At 45.7% G+C, this 23435-nt stretch carries 16 protein-coding genes; 6 read left to right on the forward strand and 10 right to left on the reverse strand.

Going from position 1 to position 23435, the window contains the following annotated elements; translation table 11 throughout:
* The first annotated feature begins 20 nt into the window (after positions 1-20).
* Genes rng through ABXT60_RS03190 form a run of 3 tightly spaced genes read left to right on the forward strand, consistent with a single transcriptional unit; the run spans position 21 to position 6365 of the window.
* Complete coding sequence (rng, locus tag ABXT60_RS03180) at positions 21-1502, forward strand: ribonuclease G (RefSeq protein WP_443631320.1); 1482 nt, start codon at positions 21-23, stop codon at positions 1500-1502.
* Positions 1502-5506 carry a YhdP family phospholipid transporter gene (locus tag ABXT60_RS03185; RefSeq protein WP_443631321.1) on the forward strand — a complete coding sequence of 1335 codons (4005 nt, stop codon included), beginning with the start codon at positions 1502-1504 and terminating at the stop codon, positions 5504-5506. Before rng ends, ABXT60_RS03185 begins: the two co-directional genes overlap by 1 nt.
* Positions 5487-6365 carry a carbon-nitrogen hydrolase family protein gene (locus ABXT60_RS03190; protein ID WP_443631322.1) on the forward strand — a complete coding sequence of 293 codons (879 nt, stop codon included), beginning with the start codon at positions 5487-5489 and terminating at the stop codon, positions 6363-6365. Before ABXT60_RS03185 ends, ABXT60_RS03190 begins: the two co-directional genes overlap by 20 nt.
* 75 nt (positions 6366-6440) lie before the next feature.
* Here ABXT60_RS03190 and ABXT60_RS03195 read toward each other — a convergent pair whose 3' ends face one another.
* The 6 genes from ABXT60_RS03195 to ABXT60_RS03220 all read right to left on the reverse strand — a co-directional run bounded on the left by ABXT60_RS03195 (position 6441) and on the right by ABXT60_RS03220 (position 16941).
* Complete coding sequence (locus tag ABXT60_RS03195; RefSeq protein WP_443631323.1) at positions 6441-8771, reverse strand: 3-hydroxyacyl-CoA dehydrogenase NAD-binding domain-containing protein; 2331 nt, start codon at positions 8769-8771, stop codon at positions 6441-6443.
* Positions 8772-8773: 2 nt separating this feature from the next.
* Complete coding sequence (locus tag ABXT60_RS03200; protein WP_443631324.1) at positions 8774-9574, reverse strand: alpha/beta fold hydrolase; 801 nt, start codon at positions 9572-9574, stop codon at positions 8774-8776.
* 2 nt (positions 9575-9576) lie between these two features.
* Positions 9577-10884: an O-acetylhomoserine aminocarboxypropyltransferase/cysteine synthase family protein gene (locus ABXT60_RS03205; RefSeq protein ID WP_443631325.1), complete on the reverse strand. Its 1308-nt coding sequence runs from the start codon at positions 10882-10884 to the stop codon at positions 9577-9579.
* Positions 10885-10902: 18 nt separating this feature from the next.
* Positions 10903-12060, reverse strand: coding sequence for a dimethylsulfoniopropionate demethylase (locus ABXT60_RS03210; RefSeq protein WP_443631326.1), 1158 nt, complete (start codon positions 12058-12060; stop codon positions 10903-10905).
* A 129-nt stretch (positions 12061-12189) separates the two neighbouring features.
* On the reverse strand, positions 12190-13308 hold the full coding sequence (locus tag ABXT60_RS03215) for a dimethylsulfoniopropionate demethylase (protein WP_443631327.1): 1119 nt from the start codon (positions 13306-13308) through the stop codon (positions 12190-12192).
* A gap of 162 nt (positions 13309-13470) precedes the next feature.
* A complete protein-coding gene (locus ABXT60_RS03220) occupies positions 13471-16941 on the reverse strand; it encodes an indolepyruvate ferredoxin oxidoreductase family protein (RefSeq protein WP_443631328.1) in 3471 nt (1156 codons plus the stop codon).
* A 157-nt stretch (positions 16942-17098) separates the two neighbouring features.
* Here ABXT60_RS03220 and ABXT60_RS03225 point away from each other — a divergent pair, with 157 nt between their 5' ends.
* Entirely contained in the window at positions 17099-17578 is a 480-nt protein-coding gene (locus tag ABXT60_RS03225; RefSeq protein ID WP_046482650.1) for an Lrp/AsnC family transcriptional regulator, read from the forward strand.
* A 12-nt stretch (positions 17579-17590) separates the two neighbouring features.
* On the opposite strand, the gene ABXT60_RS03230 is transcribed toward ABXT60_RS03225, so the two are convergent.
* The 4 genes from ABXT60_RS03230 to ABXT60_RS03245 all read right to left on the reverse strand — a co-directional run bounded on the left by ABXT60_RS03230 (position 17591) and on the right by ABXT60_RS03245 (position 20910).
* Positions 17591-18526, reverse strand: a complete 936-nt coding sequence (locus tag ABXT60_RS03230) for an HAD-IIA family hydrolase (RefSeq protein WP_443631329.1) — start codon at positions 18524-18526, stop codon at positions 17591-17593.
* A 1-nt stretch (position 18527) separates the two neighbouring features.
* Entirely contained in the window at positions 18528-19319 is a 792-nt protein-coding gene (locus ABXT60_RS03235) for an ion transporter (RefSeq protein WP_443631330.1), read from the reverse strand.
* Between the two features lie 37 nt (positions 19320-19356).
* A complete protein-coding gene (locus ABXT60_RS03240; RefSeq protein WP_443631331.1) occupies positions 19357-20391 on the reverse strand; it encodes a YeeE/YedE family protein in 1035 nt (344 codons plus the stop codon).
* A gap of 84 nt (positions 20392-20475) precedes the next feature.
* Positions 20476-20910 carry a DsrE family protein gene (locus ABXT60_RS03245; protein ID WP_443631332.1) on the reverse strand — a complete coding sequence of 145 codons (435 nt, stop codon included), beginning with the start codon at positions 20908-20910 and terminating at the stop codon, positions 20476-20478.
* 195 nt (positions 20911-21105) lie between these two features.
* Here ABXT60_RS03245 and soxC point away from each other — a divergent pair, with 195 nt between their 5' ends.
* Positions 21106-22425: a sulfite dehydrogenase gene (gene soxC / locus ABXT60_RS03250; protein ID WP_443631333.1), complete on the forward strand. Its 1320-nt coding sequence runs from the start codon at positions 21106-21108 to the stop codon at positions 22423-22425.
* Positions 22409-23431, forward strand: a complete 1023-nt coding sequence (locus tag ABXT60_RS03255) for a c-type cytochrome (RefSeq protein WP_443631334.1) — start codon at positions 22409-22411, stop codon at positions 23429-23431. Before soxC ends, ABXT60_RS03255 begins: the two co-directional genes overlap by 17 nt.
* Positions 23432-23435 lie beyond the last annotated feature (4 nt).

Below are 23435 nucleotides of genomic sequence, written 5' to 3' on the forward strand. Positions count from 1 at the left end.
GATAAGGATATATCCTCAAAATGAACGAAGAAATTCTCATCAATTTCAGCCCCATGGAAACCCGAGTGGCGGTGATTGAAAATGGTATGTTGCAAGAAGTTCATATAGAGCGTAATGACCATCGTGGCATTGTGGGAAATATCTATCTGGGTAAAGTTGTTCGTGTGTTACCGGGTATGCAGGCTGCGTTTATAGAAATTGGTCTAGAGCGTGCGGGCTTTATTCATGTGGCAGATATTGAACCAAAAAATGGCCAGCCAGATTCAGATGATGTTGCACAACTAGTAAGAGAAGGCCAAACCCTGCTAGTGCAGGTGCTAAAAGATCCTATTAGTACCAAAGGTGCGCGTCTTACCACTCAAATATCTATTCCTTCAAGATACCTAGTGTACTTGCCTGACAGTAACCATGTGGGCATATCTCAACGCATCGAAGACGAAACAGAAAAACAGCGCCTTAAAGATTGTTTAGAACACTATTTAGCCCACCCCAACGGGTTGTTAAAGGAGACCTCTGAATTTACCAATGAGGGCGTCATTGTTCGCACGGTCGCTGAAGGGGTTAATGAGCAAAGTCTTCAGCAGGATGTCGACTTTCTGCGTCGTCTATGGCGCCAGGTAAGCCAAAAAATTGCCACCGGTAAAGCCCCTCAAATAATCTATCAAGACCTTCCCCTAGCGCTGCGCGCCTTGAGGGACATTGCTCATCCACAAATTGAAAAGATTCGGATCGATTCTAAAGAAACCTATCAAAAAGCGATTGAATTTGTTAACCAACTGGTGCCAGATATGGCCGCCAAATTGGAGCATTATCCAGGGGAGCGGCCTATTTTTGATCTCTACAACGTAGAAGATGAAATTCAAAAAGCACTGGGCTGTAAAGTACCGTTGAAATCTGGTGGTTATATTATTATCGATCAAACTGAAGCAATGACCACTGTTGATGTTAATACTGGGGCATATGTAGGGCACCGTAACTTAGAAGAGACCATATTTAAGACCAACCTTGAGGCGGCAACGGCCATCGGTAGGCAGCTTAGACTGCGCAATCTTGGTGGTATTGTTATTTTAGATTTTATTGATATGCATGACCCAGAGCATCAGCGGCAAGTCGCTCGAACCCTAGAGCGTGCGTTAGCTAAAGATCATGTTAAAACAAAAGTGTTAGCGGTTTCGGAACTGGGTTTAATACAAATGACACGCAAACGCACACGGGAGAGTTTAGAGCAGCTGTTATGTGAACCCTGTTCTTCGTGTGAGGGCACGGGGACCAATAAAACGCCAGAGACGATCTGTTACGAGCTGTTTAGAGAGATTCTGCGAGCCCACAGAGCTTATGATACAAATACCTATTTAGTCCTTGCATCACAGGCTGTTATTGATCAGCTTTTAGATGAAGAAGCACACCGTTTAGCAGAGCTGGAGCAGTTCATAGGCAAGTCTATTTCATTGCGGTTAGAGCCCATGTACGGCAGCGAACAATACGATGTGGTATTGCGTTAATGATTGCTAAAATTAGTCAGTGGTGCATCGCTTTTCTGTGCCTAGTGTTAATTATTTTGGCAGCGAGCTTGTCTTGGTTGCGTGTGGGTGTAGATCAGCACCCGCTATACCATCAATGGGTTGAACACGAAGTGAGTAAGGCGATAGGGCAAGAGCTAAAGTTAACGGCTTTTCAGGTAAAGTTAGTGGGCACTAGCCTCCAGTTAAACCTAGATGGTATAGACACTAAAAACGGTTTAACTCTTTCGCGGCTAGACTTGGGTGTTGATTTAAAACGGTCCTTGCAACAAAATAGGTTTCGCTTATCCCACGTTCAAGCCACAGGCTTAGACATTCACCTTGGGCAGCAAGAAGATGGCACTTGGGGTCCTCAAACTGCTAACAAAAGTGGGTCTCAAACTGTTCCCCAACTTATGTTGGCAATAGCCTCTAGGGTACCTCAGTTTTTGTTGAACGATGTGACCTTCACTTTAATGGCGTTCGAAGGGGAGCCTATCACTACCCCGCAGTTAAATGCTCAGGTTCATGTTGCAAAAGATATTGGCCAAGAGTTAACTCGAATTAATGTCTCTGTGCATGGTGATACCAAAGCACCAGGCTACAACCTAGAAACCAAAGTAACACTAGACCTTACCCCCCAAGAAACTATCCAGCGGGCGCAAGTTTATTTAAGTGCTAATCATCTTGAAGTTGCGTCTTGGTTACCCCTATTTGGGCCGTTTAAACCCACTTTTTATGCAGACCGCTTACGTTTGGATGGCAAGTATTGGTTGGACTACCAAGCTAACAAAAAGGTTCAGTTAGTGACTGAAAATGCCCAAATTTTGCTTGTTACACCCACTAATCATGTGGCCCTAATAGGTGACACTAGGGCAGTTGGCCAGCTTGGCCAGCTTGGCAACTTGGCCACTTCAAAGTGGCAATTAGCTGATTGGAAAATTTCAGCACAAGCGTTAAGTGGACAAGTTAATGGTGTAGCTTTGCCGTTGACTGAGTTGAAAGCACAAAAAACTGATCAACAACTCTGGTTGGCTAGCCCTAAGCTCCATTTAGCCAATACGCAAAAGCTGCTCAACACCATTAAAGGCATGCCAGCAAAGATCAATTTACCGATCCAGTCACTCGCTCCAAAAGGTTGGTTAAATCAAGCTCAGTTAAAGTTAGATAGCAGCCAGCCTAAGGAATTCCTAGTCAACGGTAAGCTGCAGCAAGTGAGTGTAGGGGCATGGTTGGGTGTGCCAGAAATAAAGCAGGTTGACGGCCATATTTGGCTTAATCGTTATGGTGGCAAGGTGATCATTGATGATACGGATGGTGTTCATTTACGCCTCGCCAAGCTCACTTCTGCACCCTGGAAATTTGGTGACATTCAAGGTGAGTTTAATTGGCACTATGGTGCCTCAGCCAATCGTTTTAGCTCGTCTAATATAGTTGCTAAGCTTAACCAAGGCCATATTAATCTATCTATGGCAGGTTCTTTCCCTCGCAAAGGCTCAACCTCAGAGCCCTTTATACAGTTAGCCTTGGGGATGCAAAATATAGATCTAGGTCAATTGCCCGGTATGTTGCCAGATATTGTGCTGGGTAAAAAACTAGGCGCTTGGATAACAAGGGCGTCACCGGTTGGCACAGTGACTGAGGCTGCGCTCATTTACAATGGTCGGCCAGGAAAGTTAAATGGTGCATCTGGTGATAGGGCAAGAACAATGCCTATTGCGGCACAGGTGGAGGCCCCAAGCTTTAGTTACCATGCCCAGTGGCCCCAAGTAACAGGGCTAAAAGCCACGCTTACAGTGAACCATAAGCGCGTATTGGTAGATGCTGTGGCGGGGTCTTTGGATCAAGGTCTCATGACCCAATCGCTGAAAGGTTGGCAAGTTGAAGTGCCTGTCTACCAAGCCACAGAGATAAAAAACCGTTATATAAGAGTGAATGGGCAGATAGCAGGTGAAGCTGAGAAGATGATGGCTTTAGCTGAAGACCTGCCGCTGAATGTTAACTTACCACCATGGCTGCGGGCGCTAAAACCCCTAGGCAAAGTGTCTTTAGCTGGCAGTTTTGCAATCCCTTTTGGTCATCAATCAGACCCAAGCTACGACCTTAGCTTGTCTAGTAAGAATCTCAGTGGGTATTGGGCACCTTTGCAAGCTGATTTACGCCATGTTGAGGTTGAAGTTGGGTTAGCTTCTGCTGATGCAGGTATGGGCCCTATCGCTGGTAACGGACTTATAGATGGCCAATTAATCACTTTTAAGCGGCTATCTGAAATTGATCTTGAGAGCCCTTGGTTGTCGAAGATTCCTCAACCAATTTTGCACCAAGCTAACGTTAACGCAAGGGTAAAACAAGATCATTTAACAATGGAATTTGAAGGGCGACTACCACCACATTACTTAGCAACAAAACTTAACCAGCCTTGGGTGCACGAAATTCAGGGAGCACTGCCCTTTGTGGCGAGATTGTCCACCTGCACTCAAGCCACCACAAGCTGCAGTTTGCTCAGTGCAGAGCTAGATCTAACTAAAGCAGATTTAGACCTACCTGAACCTTTGAATCAACTACAACAGCTCCAGTTATTGGGTCACTGGCAAGACGATTACCAAAACTGGTATGCCAGTATAGATCAGCATCAGGTTGCCGTTAAGCTGGGTCCAAACGTGAACTCAAACGGTTTGACCTTATTGGGTGCAAATGTGGCTTTTCAAAACACTGTTGATTGGGCACAAGACGGGCAATGGGTAGTTGATGGGCAACTCGATGATGTTGACATTGACTCTTGGTGGGCAGTTTATCAAACGCGTATTAAACCCTGGTGGGCGAACCTAAACAATCTGTCAGTAGCTTCAGCATTGCCACAAATAAATGTGGACATAACACGTGCGACTGGGTTGGGCTTAGAGATTGATCAAGCCACGCTGAGCTTGTTGCCTCTTGCAGAAGACGATGGCTTGTTGCCTCTTCAGCCCTGGCGTGCGCAGCTGGTGTCGGAACAAATAGCAGGCAAAGTAGATTATATGGGCGCAGGCCTCCCACTATTGGTTCATATTGATTACGCTTATTTAAACTTTCCAGAGCCCGCATCGGAAACAACTGACAATGTTGACCTACTAGAAAACATTGATCCAAACCAACTTATAGACGCTGACGTATCGATCGATAAACTAGTCAAAAATGGTGATTCGTTTGGCCAATGGCAGTTTAAAGCTCGGCGCCAAGGTGATCAGGTTAACGTGCATGATCTAGATGCTGACATTCGCCACAGTCACCTGCAAGGTAATTTAATTTGGGATAAAGTAGATGGGGTTCATCGCACCCAGTTTACTGGCCGCGCTGAATCTAAGGATATGAGGAGTCTGCTAACAGACTGGGGTTATGATCCAGCAGTTGTTGCTGAGACTTCTGCAATTGAAGTGCAGTTAGATTGGCCCCGCTCGCCTTTAGCCTTTGCGTTAAAAGAAGTCAGTGGTGATTTAGGACTACGACTTAAGAAAGGCAGTTTTTCCTCTTCACCCAATGCAGCTAAGAGTCTAAGGGTTTTAGCTCTGTTTGATATGAGTCGGTTGGTGAAGCGAGTTAAACTCGACTTTTCTGACATTATCCAACCTGGTTTTAGCTTTGACAGTTTGGCCGCACACTATCGCTTTGATCACGGTTTTGCAGCCACAGTGTCACCTTCAACCATAAAGTCTGCAACCTTAAATCTATCGATGGACGGCTGGATTGATTTTAACCAGCGACAAGTGGACAACAATCTAATAGTGACCTTACCAGTGGCAGATAAACTGCCTTTAGCAGCCTTAATTGCTGGTCTGCCGCAGCTGGGGAGTATGATTTATGTGGTTAATAAACTCATTGGTGATGAACTATCTACCTTTACTAGTGCCCGCTACCGTGTGGCGGGCTCTCTTGATAACCCAGATGTGAAGCTGGTGAAGATGTTTGACAAAGACTACCAAAAACAATCTGTGCAGGAGCGCATTGACAATGTCATCTCCATTGAGTGAGTCTGGACCAGGGGTTAATCAAGTTGTTAATTTAACTGGCCCAGGCCCAGCTGTAGCGGTGGTGCAACTGGTTAGTAAGCTTAGTGTAAAAGACAATCTAAGTGAAGCTGCATTACAGATTCAACGTGCTGCGCTGCAAGGAGCAAAGCTTATTATGTTGCCCGAGAGCTTTGCAGTGTTTGGTGACCCTCAAATGGTGTCTTATGGCGCGGAAGCGTCTATACCGAAGAGCGGTCTGCGTTTGTGGTTATCACAGCAAGCCCAGGCTAACAAAGTTTGGCTCATTGGCGGCACTATACCCTGCCAGGGGGGTATAAGCGATTTCAAAAAGGTACGTTCGGCCTGTTTTGTTTACGACCACGAGGGAGCTGAGGTCGCTCGCTACGATAAAATTCATATGTTTGATGTGGACATTGCCGACAGCCATGGTAGTTACCGTGAATCTGATACCTTTGAGGCTGGTGATGAGCTGGTCGTAATCGACACGCCTGTAGGTAAGGTTGGGTTGACCATTTGTTATGATTTACGCTTTGCTGAAATTCATGCAAAGCTGGTAGATTTAGGCGCCCAAATAATCGTTAATGGTGCAGCCTTTACCAAAACTACAGGCCAAGCACACTGGCACATTCTTTTACGTGCCCGAGCCATTGAGACCCAATGTTATATTCTGGCAGCATCTCACGGTGGTCAGCATGATCATCGGCAAACCTATGGGCATTCAATGATTATTGACCCTTGGGGCGAAATTTTAGTAGAGCTGGGGGAGGGGCCTGGTGTAGCTATGGCACGTATTAACCTTGATCATTTACAGGCAATAAGAACTGCTTTCCCATTAAAGTCGCAACGTAGACTGATATAAAAGCCAGCTTATTAGCCAGCTCTTTTATGCCATACACGCTAGTTCAAGTGAAACCTGAAACACTCTATTAGTGAATTAGTTTCTGATTGGGCTACCTTGATCTAACATGCTTACAATGCGTGCCTGAGTAGCACTAGATTTCGCCAAGCGCAAAAAAGACTCTCGTTCTAAGTCAAACAAGTCCTGCTCACTCATCATTGTATTGGGCTTTATTTTACCCCCAGTAAAGATGCGCGCAAGCTCAGACCCAACGGCCACATCATGGGAGGTGATCTTCTGCTGATCTTCAGCCTCAAATAACCAGTCCATCATTTCGCGATAGGTGTCCTCACCGGCCATAGGCAGTGGTTTGCGTGGCTTTGCTTTTTTTACCTTATCAAGCTGCGATAAGGCTTCACTTAACAAACGATCTCGATTCATCATGTATTGATCTTCGGGGTAAAGCATTGCCTGTTCTGTGGCCTCTATAGGTGATTTTGCTGTCCAGCCATAACCGACAAGCATAAACGCTTTCCATGCTGCTGCTTTTATGTCGCCCAGAACTTCATACCAGCGGTAGAGGTATTCTTTACAGCCACCACCCCCTGGAACTACGCCTACACTGGCTTCTACTAGGCCCATAACTGAGTTGGCATGTCCAATAACGTGATCAGCAGCTAACACCACTTCAAAACCACCGCCAATAGACATGCCAGCAGGCGCTGCAATAACCGGTAATGGACAGGTGTTTATTGCATGCATAGTTTGTTGGAAATAATTAAGAAAATGGTCTATGCCGGTGTAATTTTCTGTTTCAAAGAACCCACGAAAGGCTGTTAAATTAACCCCACATGAAAAGTGTTGTGCGTCATTATGTAGCACAACACCTCGTAACTGGCGTTTTTCGGCTTGCTCTAGAGCGTGGCGAATAACATCCATAGAGTCTTTGTCTAGTGCGTTAGCCTTTGAGTGAAACTCTACAATAGCGGCATTATTGTGCACAAACCAGCTGGCTTTAGTATTGCTGTATTCAGGTGTTAAAGTTTGGCGTAGTTCAGAAAAGCGCAGCACCCCAGATGGTCGCTTAATAGCAACATAGTCGCCACATTGATCTAAACTACATAATTGCTCATCTATGACCTGGTAAAAACCCTGTGTCTTAGCAGCCAGTAATAGCATAGGTGCTACTTCACGATCTTCTTGTTGCATGCGCTCAACAACCCGTTGAGCGCCAATTTGGTCTAACAGTTCAAACGGGCCATAAATCCAGTTGTAGCCTAGCTTCATAGCGTCATCAATGGGTAATATGTTACTGCCAATTTCTGGAATAAGTGACGCTGCGTAGTTTAGCGTGCTAGACAACACCTGCCATGCAAAGCGCCCATATGCACTGTCATCGTCTAACAGTTCAGCTACGCCATGGGCTTCGGCTTTTTGTGCCAAGGGCAATTGTAAACGGCTTGTTGGTTGGTATACCCCATTAGCCAAGTTCAACACTTCTTTACCCGATTCGGTGTCTCGGTAAAAACCTTGACCACCTTTATTGCCTGTTTGTCCGTTAACAACCATTTGGGTCATTAGGGCAATAGGTTGTGCGTATTGATGGAACTCATCACCTGCTGGCAAGATACTTTGTAGACTCTTGGCAACGTCTGCCATGAGGTCGATACCTATTAAATCGTATAAACCAAACACGCCCGTTTTAGGGATGCCCATTGGACGGCCAAATAAAGCATCAGCTTCAGCGGGAGATAAGTTCATGTTAAAGGCGGTATGTAAGGCACATTGTATGGCAAATACGCCTACACGGTTGCCCAGAAATCCTGGAGTGTCTTCACATACCACAACGCCTTTACCCAAGTTACTTTCACAAAACTCATCTAAAGTATCGATGACATCGTCACGGGTGTGTTCGCCCCGCACCAGTTCTAACAAGCGCATAAAACGCACCGGGTTAAAAAAGTGGGTAATGGCAAAGCGCTCACAAAACGCCTGTGGCATCCCTTTAGTGAGTAGACTAATTGGAATGGTTGATGTGTTGGAAGTGACGATGGTGTCTGGCCCTGTAATCGCATCAATGCGCTGGTATAGGGCCTGCTTTACGTCCAAACGCTCAACTACCGCTTCTGCAATCCAGTCACAATTAGCAAGCTGTGCAAAGTCGTCTTCTGTGTTGCCACAGTGAATGAGTTGGCCTGCTTCGTTACTCATTAAGCCTGGAGAGTTTAAGTTTTTTAGACGTTTAAAACCACGCTCTGCTAGTGCGTTAACGCTGTCGCCAGAACTGGGCAAATCTAATAGCCAAACCTCGACACCTGCGTTAGCCACTTGGCCAGCAATGCCCGCACCCATAGTGCCGGCACCAATAACGGCCACCTTTTTAATGGGTGATTTTGCAGATAATGAATTATTAATGAGCTTGGCCATGACTATTTCTCTACCGATTGGATAAATTTTTTCATAAAATAAAGGCTTTCTTTTGGTGCTTCCATAGGCAACATATGCCCCATTTCCTTAACCACTTGCGCCTGTGTATTTAGATCTTGTGCTAGCTTTAAACCCTCTTTTGTAGGGGTCATACGGTCTTTTTCCGCCAGAATCACACAACTAGGGCAACCTGCGCTGGCTAGTTTTTGGGCTCTTTGTTCCCCTTGAGTATAGGCATTGCACGCTGACAGGTCTGTAGCTAAGGGGTTGTTGGCCATAATGCGAGCACCAATGCCTATAGGCTGCATTCCGGGTACAGCGCTAGCGCCATATTGGCTTTGATTACCGAAGCCCCACTGCAGCATCATCTCTGCAGCCGCCGTAGGATTTGTTTGTGCCATTTCTACTAACGCAGGGTTTACAGGTATTGCGCTTGCTGTGGCAAGTGCCATTACAGATTTAAGACGATCTCCTAGCAACGAGGCAGCCTCTAATGCAACAAGGAAACCTTGGGAGTGACCGATGAGGTGCACCTTGGTGACCTTAGCTGTATCCAAAGCCCTAATAAGCCAAGCCCCCATAGATTCAATGCTAGTGAGTGCTTCACCACCTGATAAGCTGTGGGCAGGAAAGTCTGGTGCGAATACACTATATCCATGAAAGGCAAACCAGCGCGCCTGCAAAGCCCATCCGCGATGGTCGGTTCCCGAGCCGTGCAACAGCACCACTGTAGGTAAATTTGGATCAAAAGGTTTACCACCGGTGGCAATAAACGTGTTGGCGTTATCAACTTCAATATACACAGTTACCCCTCCGCCTTATTAGCAGAAACCTTGGCAGCCGCGCGTAAGCCCAAATTAAAATCGGCCTGTATGTCTTTGAGGGTTTCTATACCGACAGACACCCTAATAAGGTCAGCGCTGATACCTGCGCTCACTAAGTCTGCTTCACTTAAGCGCGAATGGGTAGTACTGCCTGGATGAAGCACCAAAGTGCGTGAGTCCCCCACGTTGGCTAAGTTTGACGACAGTTGTAACGCGTCGATAAAAGCAGCACCAGCGTCTCGGCCACCCTTTACACCAAAGGTGAGCATAGAGCCTGCACCCTTTGGGAATAACAGTTTGGTATGGGAGTTGGCATCGATATCGGGGTGGTTTACCCACTTAACAGCGTCATGCTGTTGCAGCCAAGTAACCATGGCTTGGGCGTTAGATACATGCTGCTGCATCCGCAGGCTTAAGGTTTCTAATCCCTGTAATAATAAAAATGCGTTATGAGGTGTCATAGCAGCACCGATGTCGCGCATAGATTCACAACGAATACGCATCGCTAACGCCGCTGGGCCAAACTCTTCCCAAAAATTCATGCCATGAAAAGGCTCATAGGGCTCGGTAAGCGTAGGGAATCGGCCACTTTTAAGCCAATCAAAATTCCCCCCATCTATAACCACACCACCCACAGCAGCACCATGGCCACCAATCCACTTAGTCACTGAATGCACCACCACATCGGCGCCATGCTCAATAGGGTTGTTCAGAAAAGGTGTTGCAAAAGTCGCATCCACAACTAAAGGTATGCCCTCAGCATGAGCAGTTTCGGCAATGGCCGGCAAGTTAGAGACATCAAGGCCTGGGTTACCAATAGATTCACAAAACACTAATTTGGTATTGTCTTGTATCGCCCCAGATACTGCTTTTTGATCGTTAATATCAACAAAGGTGCAGTCTATGTTAAATCGCTTAAGAGAATGTTTAAGTAGCGTCGCGGTAGAGCCATATATTTGTGACGCACTGACAATATGATCACCTGCCGAACATAAGCTAAAAAAGCTCACAAACAGAGCGCTCATTCCAGATGCTGTACAAATAGCACCTGCACCACCTTCTAAGGCTGCTAAACGCTGCTCTAGTACAGCTACGGTGGGGTTGGTGATGCGGCTATATATATGGCCACCCTGCTCCACATTAAAGAGCGCAGATGCCTCGTCTACACTGTCAAACACATAGGAGGTAGTTTGATAAATAGGTACAGCTCTGGAGCCATGGTCTGATTCTGGCTGATAGCCACTGTGTAGCGCAATTGTATCGGCGCCTAAAAACGAGGATTTACTCATAGCGTTGCCTTATGGGGTCTATTCAGAGGATAATTTTGGAGTCAAGCCTAGAGCCTCAAAGTTAAACGGTAGGCTAGTCAGCTGGCCCTGCAATGTACCCAAGTTGGTTTGAGCGTCAAGTGTTAAGCTATTGCCTAAAGCGGGCAAAGAAGCCAAGACAAACGCTAAGTGTACCCCATATTTAGGTGAATAGGCTTGGCTAGTAATTTCACCGACCCATAAGTCACCAATATAGACGTCTGTATTAGAAATTGTACACTCCTGATTAATGACTAAGCCCATTAGTTTCTTCTGAGGCACATGCTTGCGCAGCGCTGCTAAGGATAAACTATTAATATCTGCATCTAAATCAACGTACTGGCCTAAACCACATTCGAAAGGTGTAGTGGCATAATCCATATCGTTGCCTAGCGATAATAAGCCACTTTCAACACGCTCAATTCCGTTAGGGCAACCAGGGCCCACATTAAGATCTTGCCCTTTCTCAAAAAACTCATCCCATAAAGGCAGAGCCAGGCTTGCGTCATTCACATAAATTTCAAAACCACCTTGTTTGCTCCAGCCAGAGCGTGCTACCTGCATGTCTACTCCTTGGTAGGACATGGGCTTAATACCAAAGAATTTAATGTCGCGTACACTTTCGCCAAATACCCTAGCCATCAGATCTTCAGCTTTTGGGCCTTGTACGGCAAGAGGCCAAATATCTGGTTCCGTAACAGTGACGTCTAGGTTAAAGCCGATTGCTAGGCCCTGAGCCCATAACATAACATCAGTATCAGCGATGGATAACCACCAATCATTTTCTGTTAATTTGATGGCGATAGGGTCATTAACTATGCCACCTTCAGGGTTACAAAGTGGCACATAAAAGCAACGTCCAATGCGGGCTTTGGATAGGTCTCTTGGTGTCATCAGTTGGATCAAATGGTATGCATCTGGTCCACTAATAGCCACTTGCTTTTCAGCCGCGACATCCCACACCTGCACATGGTCACACAAGTGCCAATAGTCTGCTTCCATACCGCGAAAGTTAGCGGCTAATAATGTGTGGTTATAAATAGTGTAGGCATGCACCCCTGCAGCTTCTACTCGGCTAGTAAATGGCGTAGCACGTGTGCGCCGAGTAATAGACAGGTTGGAAGTAGATAAGCGAGTGATAGCAAGTTCTGTGTTCATAGGGTACGACCAAACTAAATTATGCGGTAAATATGTCGGCGCAATATACGCTTGCAATTCACATGGGGAAATAGATAAACCCAGCCAGTCACTTTTAAGACTCGCTAGGTTTAATTGTTCTAAAATGGACTAACGGCAGGCCGTTAGACCTAATGCTTCAAAGTTGAAAGGTAGGCTAGTCAGAGTGCCCGTAGCCTTACCTTGATCAGTATTAATTTCTACCGTGGTGGCGCTATTTAATTCGGCCAAATCACACATGACAAAGGCTAACCGGCGCATGTATTTTGGTGAGTAGGCTTGGCTACTAATAATGCCTACTTTTTGGTCACCTACAAACACATCTAAATCGCTTAAACTACGGTGATACTCTAGCACTAAGCCCATGAGTTTTTTGGTAGGCGTATGCGCCCTCAGCGCTGGTAAGCTCAGGCTGTCAATATCAGCATCTAGATTGACATACTTTTCTAAACCAATTTCAAAGGGAGACGTCTCGTGGTCCATATCACAGCCAAATGATAGCAGCCCACTCTCAATCCGCTCGATTAAGTTAGGGCAGCCTGCGCGAACATCTAAATCTTGGCCCTTAGCAAACAACTCATCCCACAATTGAATGCCAATTTCAGCATCATTCACAAACACTTCATAACCTGTCTGTTTGCTCCAGCCTGAGCGAGCCACCTTCATGCGCTTACCCTTATAAATAAATGGCGCAATCGCAAAAAAACCAAGTGCTTTAATTTCGTCACCAAACACCCGACACATCAGTTGCTCAGCTTTAGGGCCTTGAACTGCCACTGGAAAAATATCGGGTTCTCTTACTTCAACATCCAAACCAAACCCAACGGCTAGGCCTTTAGCCCAAAGCAATACGTCAGAGTCTGCAACAGACAAGCGCCAATGGCGGTCATTGACTTTAATGCCTACGGCATCGTTCATCATTTTACCGTTTTCATCACACATTGGCAGGTAATAGCAACGGCCTACTTTGGCATGGGTTAGGTCTCTTGGGGTCATGTATTGAGCCAGTTGATTAGCCCCAGGGCCCATGAGGGTAACCTGCTTTTCACAGCTAACATCCCACACCTGTACATTTTCACATAAGTGCCAATAATCCACTTCAATGCCACGAAACGAAGTGGCTAATAACGTATGGTTGTAAACAGTGTAACCACTAGCACCGGCAGCCTCCACACGGCTACTAAAAGGGGTACGGCGAGTACGGCGAGACATGGACAAATGTGGGCGCATGCAAACGGCTCCATTGCATATAAATGAAATTCATTTTGCCTTCAATTGACCTAGGCATCAAGCGTTCTTGTTGTTGTATGCATAGCCAAGTCGTTATGCTCCATGCGAAGACGCAAATACGCACTTTCCTGGTCTTAATCACTCAGTGACGTGCGCCAATGCTTATATATGTGCAGCATAAGTCTGTTCATCGATGCTCAGTCTCCTTAAGGAGGACTCCATCTGAAGCTTGGCCTTGGTCATGGAGGCGGCACGAACGTGGCCATAGCCACGAACGTTTTCAAACAGGTTTATAGCAATCAAAATATCAGCTTTGTTGTGTGTGCTAAGCAAGTCAATCAATGCATCAACTTGGCTCACAAAATAACTTAAAAATGCACGTTCTGCTTTGCGTTCTGAACTATAGCTGTAGGGGTCTAATACACTGCTGCGAATACCTTTTAGCATTGATAAAGGCTTCATTGCGTGCAGAATCCAACTTCCAACACGGTATTTTTTTGGCTGGTTAAGGTGTTTATTCCAGCCTGCGAAGCCTAGAGGGGAAAGGTTTAAGTAGACACTGAAATTACCAATAAACTCGGCATCCAACCTTGCTCTAAAGCTTGGCTGACTGAACAATCGAGCGACTTCATATTCATCCTTCACCGCCAATAATTTAAAGTAGCTGGTAGCTAATGAGCGTAATAAAGGTAGGGTTTGATCAGCAGGTAATCGTACTGATAGTGTTTTTTGCCATTGTTTGAGTTGTTGGGTGTATTGGGCTGCTAAGGCCTGGTTTTGATAGGCTGTTAGGCGCTGTTGACGATCTATTATTAGCTCTTTGTAGCTGGGCGCTGAGGGTTGGATGTGCAAAATATTTGTTTTTTCTAGCCCGACCACTGCTAATTGACGACCTAAATGCAACGCCTGTAGGTTAGCTTTTATAGCCACTGCGTTCAGTTCCACTGCTTGTTTAAGGGCATTAATAGACACTGGCACAAGGCCTTTTTGTACGGCAAACCCTAACAACATAATGTTGGCAAATATAGTGTCGCCCATTTGTGTTAATGCTAATTTATGAAAATCTAGTTGGTGTATGTCTTTGTGTACGTGGTTAGCGATTAGATCCAGACATTCGTCTTGTTTGAAATCAAAGTCTGCATCTTTGACGAAATTAGATACAGGAATAAGATGGCTACTTAGCACTGCTTGCGTGGCTTGGCTACATAAACCCAGAACACTGGGCGCAACTGTGACCACTGCATCAGCAGCAAGCAAAAGGTTTGCACGCCCGTTAACAATGCGGGGGGTAGTGACCTGTTCTGGAGAACTAGCCAGACGGACGTGGCTTAACACAGCGCCACCTTTTTGTGCTAAACCAGAAAAATCTAAGGTCATAAACGCGTTTCCATCTAGGTGCGCAGCCATGCCTAATAACGCACCAATAGTAAGAACGCCAGTGCCACCCACCCCAGTTACAGCAATATTAAAGGGTTGGTCTAGATTCATCTTCGGCTGGGGTTCTGGCAAGTCTAGTAATACTTGTTTTTGAGCTTTTGGTTTGCGTACCTGAGCCCCTTCAACGGTAATAAATGAGGGGCAAAAACCTTTCACACAAGACAAGTCTGCGTTGCAGCTAGATTGGTTGATTTTACGTTTACGGCCCAGATCTGTCTCTATGGGTTCTATGGCTACACAATTAGACTGCACTGAACAATCACCGCAGCCTTCACAAATCTCAGGGTGAATCCAAGCCCGAGTCTTAATGGCTTCAGATTTACCTTGTTTGCGCAGTCGGCGCTTTTCTGTAGCACAGGTTTGTTGGAACACAATGACACTCAATCCCTGCTTTTCACGTAAACGCAGCATTACTGTTTCTAGCTCGTCGCGATGGCCTAAATACACACCCTTGGCAAGCTCAGATTGTTTAATTTGTTTAGGGTCGTCTGCCAGCACCACAATTTCAAGTACCCCTTCATGAAACAGCTGGTGGGTTAGCTGAGGCATGGTTAAAATGCCGTCCACACTTTGGCCACCGGTCATAGCAACTGCATCATTAAATAGTATTTTGTAGGTGATGTTGGCCCCAGCAGCAAGGGACTGACGAATAGCTAAAGACCCAGAATGAAAATAAGTGCCGTCACCTAAATTGACAAATTGATGGGCTTCAGCAGTAAAGTGAGCACAACCCGCCCACATTGCACCCTCACCACCCATTTGGCTAAAGGTTTCAGTGTTGCGGTCCATCCACTGCACCATAAAGTGACAGCCAATGCCTGCTGCGGCGCGGCTACCCTTGGGTACTTTAGTGGAACTGTTATGGGGGCAACCTGCACAGTAAAATGGGGTTCGAGTGACAGGTGCGAAAATTTCAGAGCTGAGTGCATGCTGCTGGTCTATACGTGCTATTTGCGCTAACAAATGAACTTTGGTATCCGAACCTATATCAAGTTTTATTAAGCGCTGGGCTATTACCTTGGCAACCATAGGCACATCAAGTTCTTTATCCAGTGGCAATAGGCTTTGGTCCTGCTCGTCAAATTTGCCTATAATACGAGGCCGCTTATGCGTGGCTGAGTTAAACAATTGTTGTTTAATTTGATTTTCGATCATTTCACGGCGTTCTTCAACAATAAGAATTTCTTCTAAGCCTTGGGAAAATTCACGAATACCCTGAGGCTCAAGGGGCCATGGCATACCCACTTTATAAATAGTGACACCCATTTGAGCTGCTTGCTCGTCAGTAAGACCCAACTCCGCTATGGCTTGACGAGATTCTTCATAAGATTTACCAGACGCTACAATACCAAAACGGGCCTTTGGTGAAGCAAGGGTGATGCGGTTAAAGTTGTTGGCGCGAGCAAAGGCCAGTGCAGCATAGGCTTTGTGGTTTTGTAATCTAGAATCTTGCACCATTCGATCGTCTGGCCAGCGCAAGTTGAGGCCGCCTTGTGGCATGTCAAAATCTTCAGGGATGATGAACTCAACATCTTCATCCGTTAAATTTACAGCTGCAGTGGTTTCTACTGTTTCAGAAATAACCTTAAAGCCAACCCAGCAGCCACTGTAGCGCGACATAGCCAGGCCTGCCAAACCCATCCATATGTATTCGTGAATGGAGGAGGGGTAAAGTACGGGCATGGTGGAAGACATAAACGCGTGATCTGATTGATGAGGAACGGTGGAAGATTTCGCACCATGATCATCTCCAGCCACACATAGCACTCCACCATAAGGCGCAGAACCCGCAGCATTGGCATGTTTAAAGACATCTCCGCAACGATCTACACCGGGGCCTTTGCCATACCACATCCCTACAAGGCCATCGTATTGGGATTCTTTAGATAGGTGAAGTTGCTGTGAACCCCATACCATTGTCGCTGCCAACTCTTCGTTAACCCCGGGTTGGAATCGAATGTTATGTTGATCCAAATAGGGCTTTGCCAGTTGCAGGGTTTTGTCTAATAACCCAAGGGGAGAGCCACGATAACCGCTAATAAAGCCACCGGTATTTAATCCTGCAGCCTGGTCGCGGCGCACTTGAGCCATGGGGATACGTGCTAAGGCCTGCACACCACTCATATACACTTGGCCAGACTGTTGGCGGTAACATTCGTATAAATCTGTGGGTTGGTGGGCAAGTGGTTTATTCATGACGCGCTGTCTCATACATAGGGGATTAATAAGATACCCAGTATGCCTTTAATAGGCTGGAAAAATATTGCTTCTTATTATAGAAAAACGTAAGAATATGAAATATTATTATGGTATATGTTAATTATTTAGGATGTATGTCCTAATTTGGTGAGTTATGAAGTTAGACGCTTTTGATATTAAGATACTTCAGCAGTTACAAAAAGATGCGAGTCAGTCCGTACATGCCATTGCTGACCATGTTGGTTTGTCTCATACGCCCTGCTGGCGGCGCATTAAGCGCTTGCAAGAAAGTGGTGTGATAAGTGCTAATGTCGCTTTGGTTAATGCTAAAAAAGTGGGCCTAGGGGTAGTGGTATTTGTAACGGTAAAGCTTAATAACCATGATGAACAGCTGTTAGCCCAATTTGAAAGTGCTGCCGTGGCCATGGATGAAGTAATGCAGTGCTACATTATGTCTGGCGATGTGGATTACTTATTGCGAGTGGTGGTGCAGTCTATAGAGCAGTATGAGCAAACTCTTAAACGTAAATTAGTTAAATTGCCAGGTGTTGCGGTACTTAACTCTAGCTTTGCTTTGCGGGAACTAAAGAATGAGCACCTGTTGCCTTGGCAGCTAGTCACCTTAGGTAAGTAGCTAAACTAAGCCTTAAGGTGAAGCCATTATGTAGTCGGGAATAATACCAGATTGAGCAATGTAGGGTGTGACATCCAGGTTGGCGAATAAACCGTGTCCTGTGACTAGGGCTGTTTTTACACCATACGCAGCACCCCCTAAAATGTCTGTGTGCAACGTGTCACCCACCATTAAAATACGCTGCTTAGGGGGATGTTTTAAGCGTGCACAGGCTAATTCGTAAATAGCTGGAAAGGGCTTACCAAAAAAGTGCAAAGTTACGCCACCAATGTGGCTTAGTTGGTGGGCAAAATAACCTGGTTCTAAACTAAAGTGATCTTCGTTAGGAGCCACTAGATCTGGGTTTCCAACCCATACTGGACGAGGATTCTGACGTAGGCTTTGTATTAATAATCTTTGTTGATGCTTTGTCCAAAAGGACGCACCAAGCAATATAAAACCATTAACCTTGTCAAACAATGAGGCATCTTCGCCTAACACCACTCCATCTAGTGGCAAGGTGTGTATCTGTGAGTCGGGCCTAGCCATAACCCCCCACAGAGTAGGGCATTGTTTCTGGGTAAAACGATGGGTAAGCCCATGGCAAAGGGCATCTCGGCTAGCGACGATATCCTCTAAAGTGAAGTTAAAACCCAGATTTTTGAATTTTATTTGAGCCTCTTTAACGGGTAAGCTGGCACCATTGGTTAACACCATTACCTTTTTGCCAGACAATTGCAGTGCATGCACTACTTCAGGGGCATTTTTTACGGCACTTTGGCCAACGTTGAGTACGCCAAATGCATCTAATAAGAAAACATCAAAGTGGTTGGCTAAATCGGTCAATCCGCCAACCTGTGTGCTCGTCGCAGGAAAACTTGCGGCGGGCAGCGTATGCCTAATGGCTTGGTAACGTTCAAACGCCCATTTTGCCGTCACTTCATCTATGTTTGGGTAAGTTTCAATCATATCAATTGTTTTGATGTTTCAGGAGCGCTTTTATTTCAGCTAATTCATTGCGCAAGTCAGTCATGGACGGCTCTCCGTCAGCTAAGCGTTCTGCTGCGTTCTCATGCTCCATGACATTGACAACAATACCAATGACCATGTTTAAAAATGCAAATGTGGTGAGAAAAATAAAGCTTAAGAAGAACACCCAGGCATAGCCATAAACAGCCATTACTTCGTACATAACGTCAGTCCAGTCTTCAAAAGTCATCACCCTAAAGAGGGTAAGCATCGAAATAGAAATGTCGCCCCATAACACCGAATTGATGTCACTAAAAAAGGTAGTTCCAACCGCAGCGTAGATATAAAAAATGATAAACATTAGCATGAGCACATACCCCAGTTGAGGTAAGGCTTTAATGAGGGAGTTAAGTAATATGCGTAGCTCTGGTACGACAGAAACCATTCGCAAAACCCGAAAAATACGAATTAGTCGGCCAACTAATGCTAACTCACTATCTTCTATAGGAATAAGGCTAACGACGACAACAATAGTGTCAAATATGTTCCAGCCGTTTAAGAAAAACCTACTCTTAGACGGATCACCAGCAAACCTAATGCTTATTTCTATGAGGAAAAATACGGTAATGCCAATGTCTAAAAAACCAATAAAACTAATCAATCCAGGGGGCATAGAGTAGGTTTTAACACCAATTACTAGTGCAGAAAGCAATATGATACTCACCACAAACAACTCAAATAGTTTGTTGGATCGTAAGGTAAATAAACGAGTTTGTAAGCGAGATGCAAGCATGAGTTAAGGCTCAGTGTTTAGGGTAGCTAGTGGGTTGTTATGAATTATAGCGTGCGCTAATTAGGCCACCAAACAAGATGAAAATAAGCGTCACTACTGAGCTGGTTGCCATGACGGCTGTACCCGACAATCCAGCACCGATCGAGCAACCACTAGCAAGCACTGAGCCCACACCCATTAGCGTTCCTGCTAATAAATATTGTCCCATAGGCAGCCGTGGGGTAAAGCTTTGCAGGTTAAAGTCTCGTCTGCCTAGGGTCACTATGATAGAGCCTACTAAACAGCCTATGAGTAGGCCGGCACCCAGTCGTATAAATGGAGCATCTAGGGAAATAACGCTGATCAAGCTTTGCGCTGCTGGTGCACTAAAGGTGATGCTTTGTGGCAATATGGCGTTAAAGCTGTGATAAGCAATAAAGCTGGTTACGTACCAGCCTAGCGCAATAGCGAACCCAACGATGGCTGCCCCCACTAATTGTGGCCAAGCACGGCCTTTAATAAGTATTAGCGCAGATACAATGGTCATAACTACGCCAATAATTAAATAATGTGATTGAGCCAAAGGCAGCCATTCGTGCAGCTGATTGGCAGGTTGGTTTAGCCGCCATAGATCCTGCACAGTTTGCCTAAATGGCACAAGTTGGCCCCCATAAGTGAGTTGTGCAGCAACAGCGAAAGTAGCAAGGGTGAAGAGTGACCTTAGGTTGCCACTAGCAAGCTGTATAATTTGCCGTGAGGCACAACCACGACTTAACATCATGCCAAAACCAAACATGAACCCACCAATTATGGGGCCACTTAGGCTAGCTCCGCCATTAAGGACTGGGGCTTCACTAATGTCCCCAGTGTCGCCTCGCAAAAGCAGTTGAGTAGCCATAATGGCTACCCCCAAGCCAAACAACCAAGTATAGCTTGCATTGCTTAATTTCAGCACAGACAAATCTAACACCAACTTACGCAGGCAAAATTGGCTAATAGAGGCGCCTATTCCAAAGGCTAAACCCATCGCTAGGCCAAGAAATAGTTGTAAAGGCTGAATGCCAACCTCAGTGATCAGTTGCTCGTAATCCATAGACGATTAAGTTAGTAGGTGAATGCCAGCAATTATAGTGAGTCTTAGACCAAAAATCACGTCACTTAGGCCATAAAAGGGTGGCTATGGTCGCAGGTAAATATATCCTGCTTGTTGTAAGGCGACAATGGCAGGTAGTCCAGCTTGCACGAGGTCTTCTTTTTCAACCTCATACAAATCCTCTCGTGTGAGTTGATAGCTGAGCAAGGTGTTTTTGCAGATTAAAAATTGTACATTTTGAAAGCGTAAACTGTCTAATGCCATTTGTTTATCTTGGTCGTTGCTGGCTGCAATAAAATACTCTAATGCAGGCCCATGTATCATCACCTTCAGATTAATAGCCTCTTCACCTAATGCTTCAATGTGATTAGTTATATTGTTAAAGGTGGCATTAATGCGGCTTATTTCACCATAGTTAACATGGTAGATTACTTTTTGAGGTTCATAGTCTTGTGCCCAAGAAGGCAAGGAAGCTAGGCAGGGGATAACTAACCACAACAAGATCTGACGACTAAACATGGGCATAACAACCTTAATATAATTACTGTTTAAGATAACACATAAGTTAGTGGGCCATTTTTCCATTTCTTATGTGTATTTATTATATAAGCTTATGCCTTTAGGTTATTTTGGAATATGCTACTTTAGTTACTTGTAATATATACTCTATGTTCCGTATCATAACTATACTTTTATAGCCTAGTCATTGTACATATGAACACACCTAGCACCCAACAACTGCTGCAAACTATGCAGGATGCCAGTGGACACCTTACTACCAATGACCGGCGTAACTTTTTACGCCGTGGGGTGAGCTATGTTGCTGGAGCAGCCGCTTTAGGCGGTGTTAGTGTCACTTCTGCTTCGGGTTTAACGAGTAATTTACCACCCAATGAGCCTCAATGGGGTAGACAGCTTGGAACTGGCGTAGTGGAAAATCCTTACGGATTTCCGTCCCGCCATGAAGCGCAAGTTGTTCGACGAACGGTGCCTTGGTTAACGGCTGAGTCCATTTCGTCTATTAGTATGAGCCCCATTCAAGACCTCAAAGGCATTATAACGCCTAATGGTTTGGTGTTTGAGCGCTACCACGCCGGTGTGCCAGACATTAACCCAGACGAACACCGTTTAATGATTCATGGTTTAGTCGACAACCCATTAATCTTTACCATGGAAGACCTTATGCGGTTTCCATCAGTGTCAGAAATTAAATTTATTGAATGCCCAGCTAATGGAGGTATGGAATGGCGTGGCCCACAAATGGAAGCGCTACAGTTTACCCATGGTATGTTGAGCTGTTGTGAGTGGACAGGAGTGCCACTGAAAGTATTACTAGACGCCGCAGGCGTTCAGACTGAAGGCAAGTGGATACTGGCTGAGGGTGCAGATGGTGCTCATATGAGCCGATCTATTCCCATAGAAAAAATTCTTGATGATACGTTAGTTGTTTATGCTCAAAATGGTGAAATGTTGCGTCCAGAGCAAGGCTATCCTTTGCGTCTACTTAATCCGGGTTGGGAAGGTAACACCTCCATTAAATGGTTGCGCCGTATTGAAGTGGGTGACCAACCTTGGCACCATCGTGAGGAAACGTCTAAATACACCGATCTAATGGCAGATGGTCGGGCGCGCCGCTTTACCTTTGTGCAAGAGTGTAATTCAGTGATTACCAATCCATGCCCAGAGAATCCCATCCGTAGTAAAGGGTTTCTAGAAATTGAAGGTATAGCATGGACAGGCCGAGGCAAAGTCAAAGGGGTGGATATATCCTTTGATGGTGGTATCTCGTGGCGTCCAGCGCAACTTAAAGGTTTGGTGTTAGATAAAGCGCTCACTCGGTTTAGCCTGCACAGTCAATGGCAAGGTGAGCCTTGGTTGATTCAGAGCCGAGCTTATGACGAGACGGGCTATGTGCAACCGACCCTAGCTCAACTAAGAGACCAACGCGGTGTGAACTCTATTTATCACAAAAACTCTATCCACACTTGGCAAGTTGGCCCAACAGGCGAGGTGAAAAATGTTCAGATCACCTAAGTCTACATTCGCTCTAGTCTTGTTTGCCTGTCTTGCGCCGGGTGTCTGTTATGCTCAAGGCTACCAAATTGGCACGGCGGCAACTGCAGTTGAAATCGCGGGCTGGGACATTGATATTCGCCCCGACGGCAAAGGTTTGCCAGCGGGCAGCGGTAATGCTGTAAATGGTGAAGAGACCTACGAAACCTTTTGTGCTTCATGCCATGGTGTATTCGGCGAAGGAGAAGGCCGGTGGCCCGTTTTGACTGGTGGTGAAGGGACGTTAGCAGATGATCGTCCCGTTAAGACTGTAGGTAGCTATTGGCCTTACGCCAGCACGCTGTTTGATTACATTCGCCGTGCGATGCCGTTCAACGCACCAATGAGTTTGAATGATCAGCAGGTTTACGACACCACCGCTTATGTGCTTTACATGAACGACATAATCGAAGAAGACTTTGAACTGTCCCAAGATAATTTGGCACACGTGGAAATGCCTAATCAAGGTGGTTTTTATGTGGATAATCGCCCAGACGTGGCTAACCCACGCTGTATGGTAAATTGTGCAGATCCAGATAGCATGATGATGCAAAGTTCTTTAGCAGGGGTGACACCCATTGGCCATTTTGTTGAAGGTGCTGATGCACCTGCGGCAAGCCATTCGGGTCAAGATGAATTAGAAGCCAGTAAAGAAGCTGAACGTAAGGCAGCTATTACAGGTGAAGAATTAGTTGCTCCAGTTGCCCAGGAAGCTACGGCGATGAGTGATCAAGCTATGGCGGGCGAAGCGACGTATAAGGCCGCCTGCGGCGTTTGTCACACCAGCGGTTTAGCAGGTGCACCTAAAGTGGATGACGCCGATGCGTGGTCTGAAAGAATTCAGCAAGGAACTGATTTATTGATTATTCATGCATTACAGGGGTATGCTGGTGCCGAAGGGTATATGCCAGCCAAAGGTGGAAGAGCTGATTTATCAGACGAAGCAGTGACCAATGCGGTCCTATTTATGGTGGAATCTCAACAATAATGTT

This window comes from Candidatus Njordibacter sp. Uisw_056 (assembly GCF_047730085.1).
In the GTDB taxonomy this organism is placed as follows: domain Bacteria; phylum Pseudomonadota; class Gammaproteobacteria; order Pseudomonadales; family Balneatricaceae; genus Njordibacter.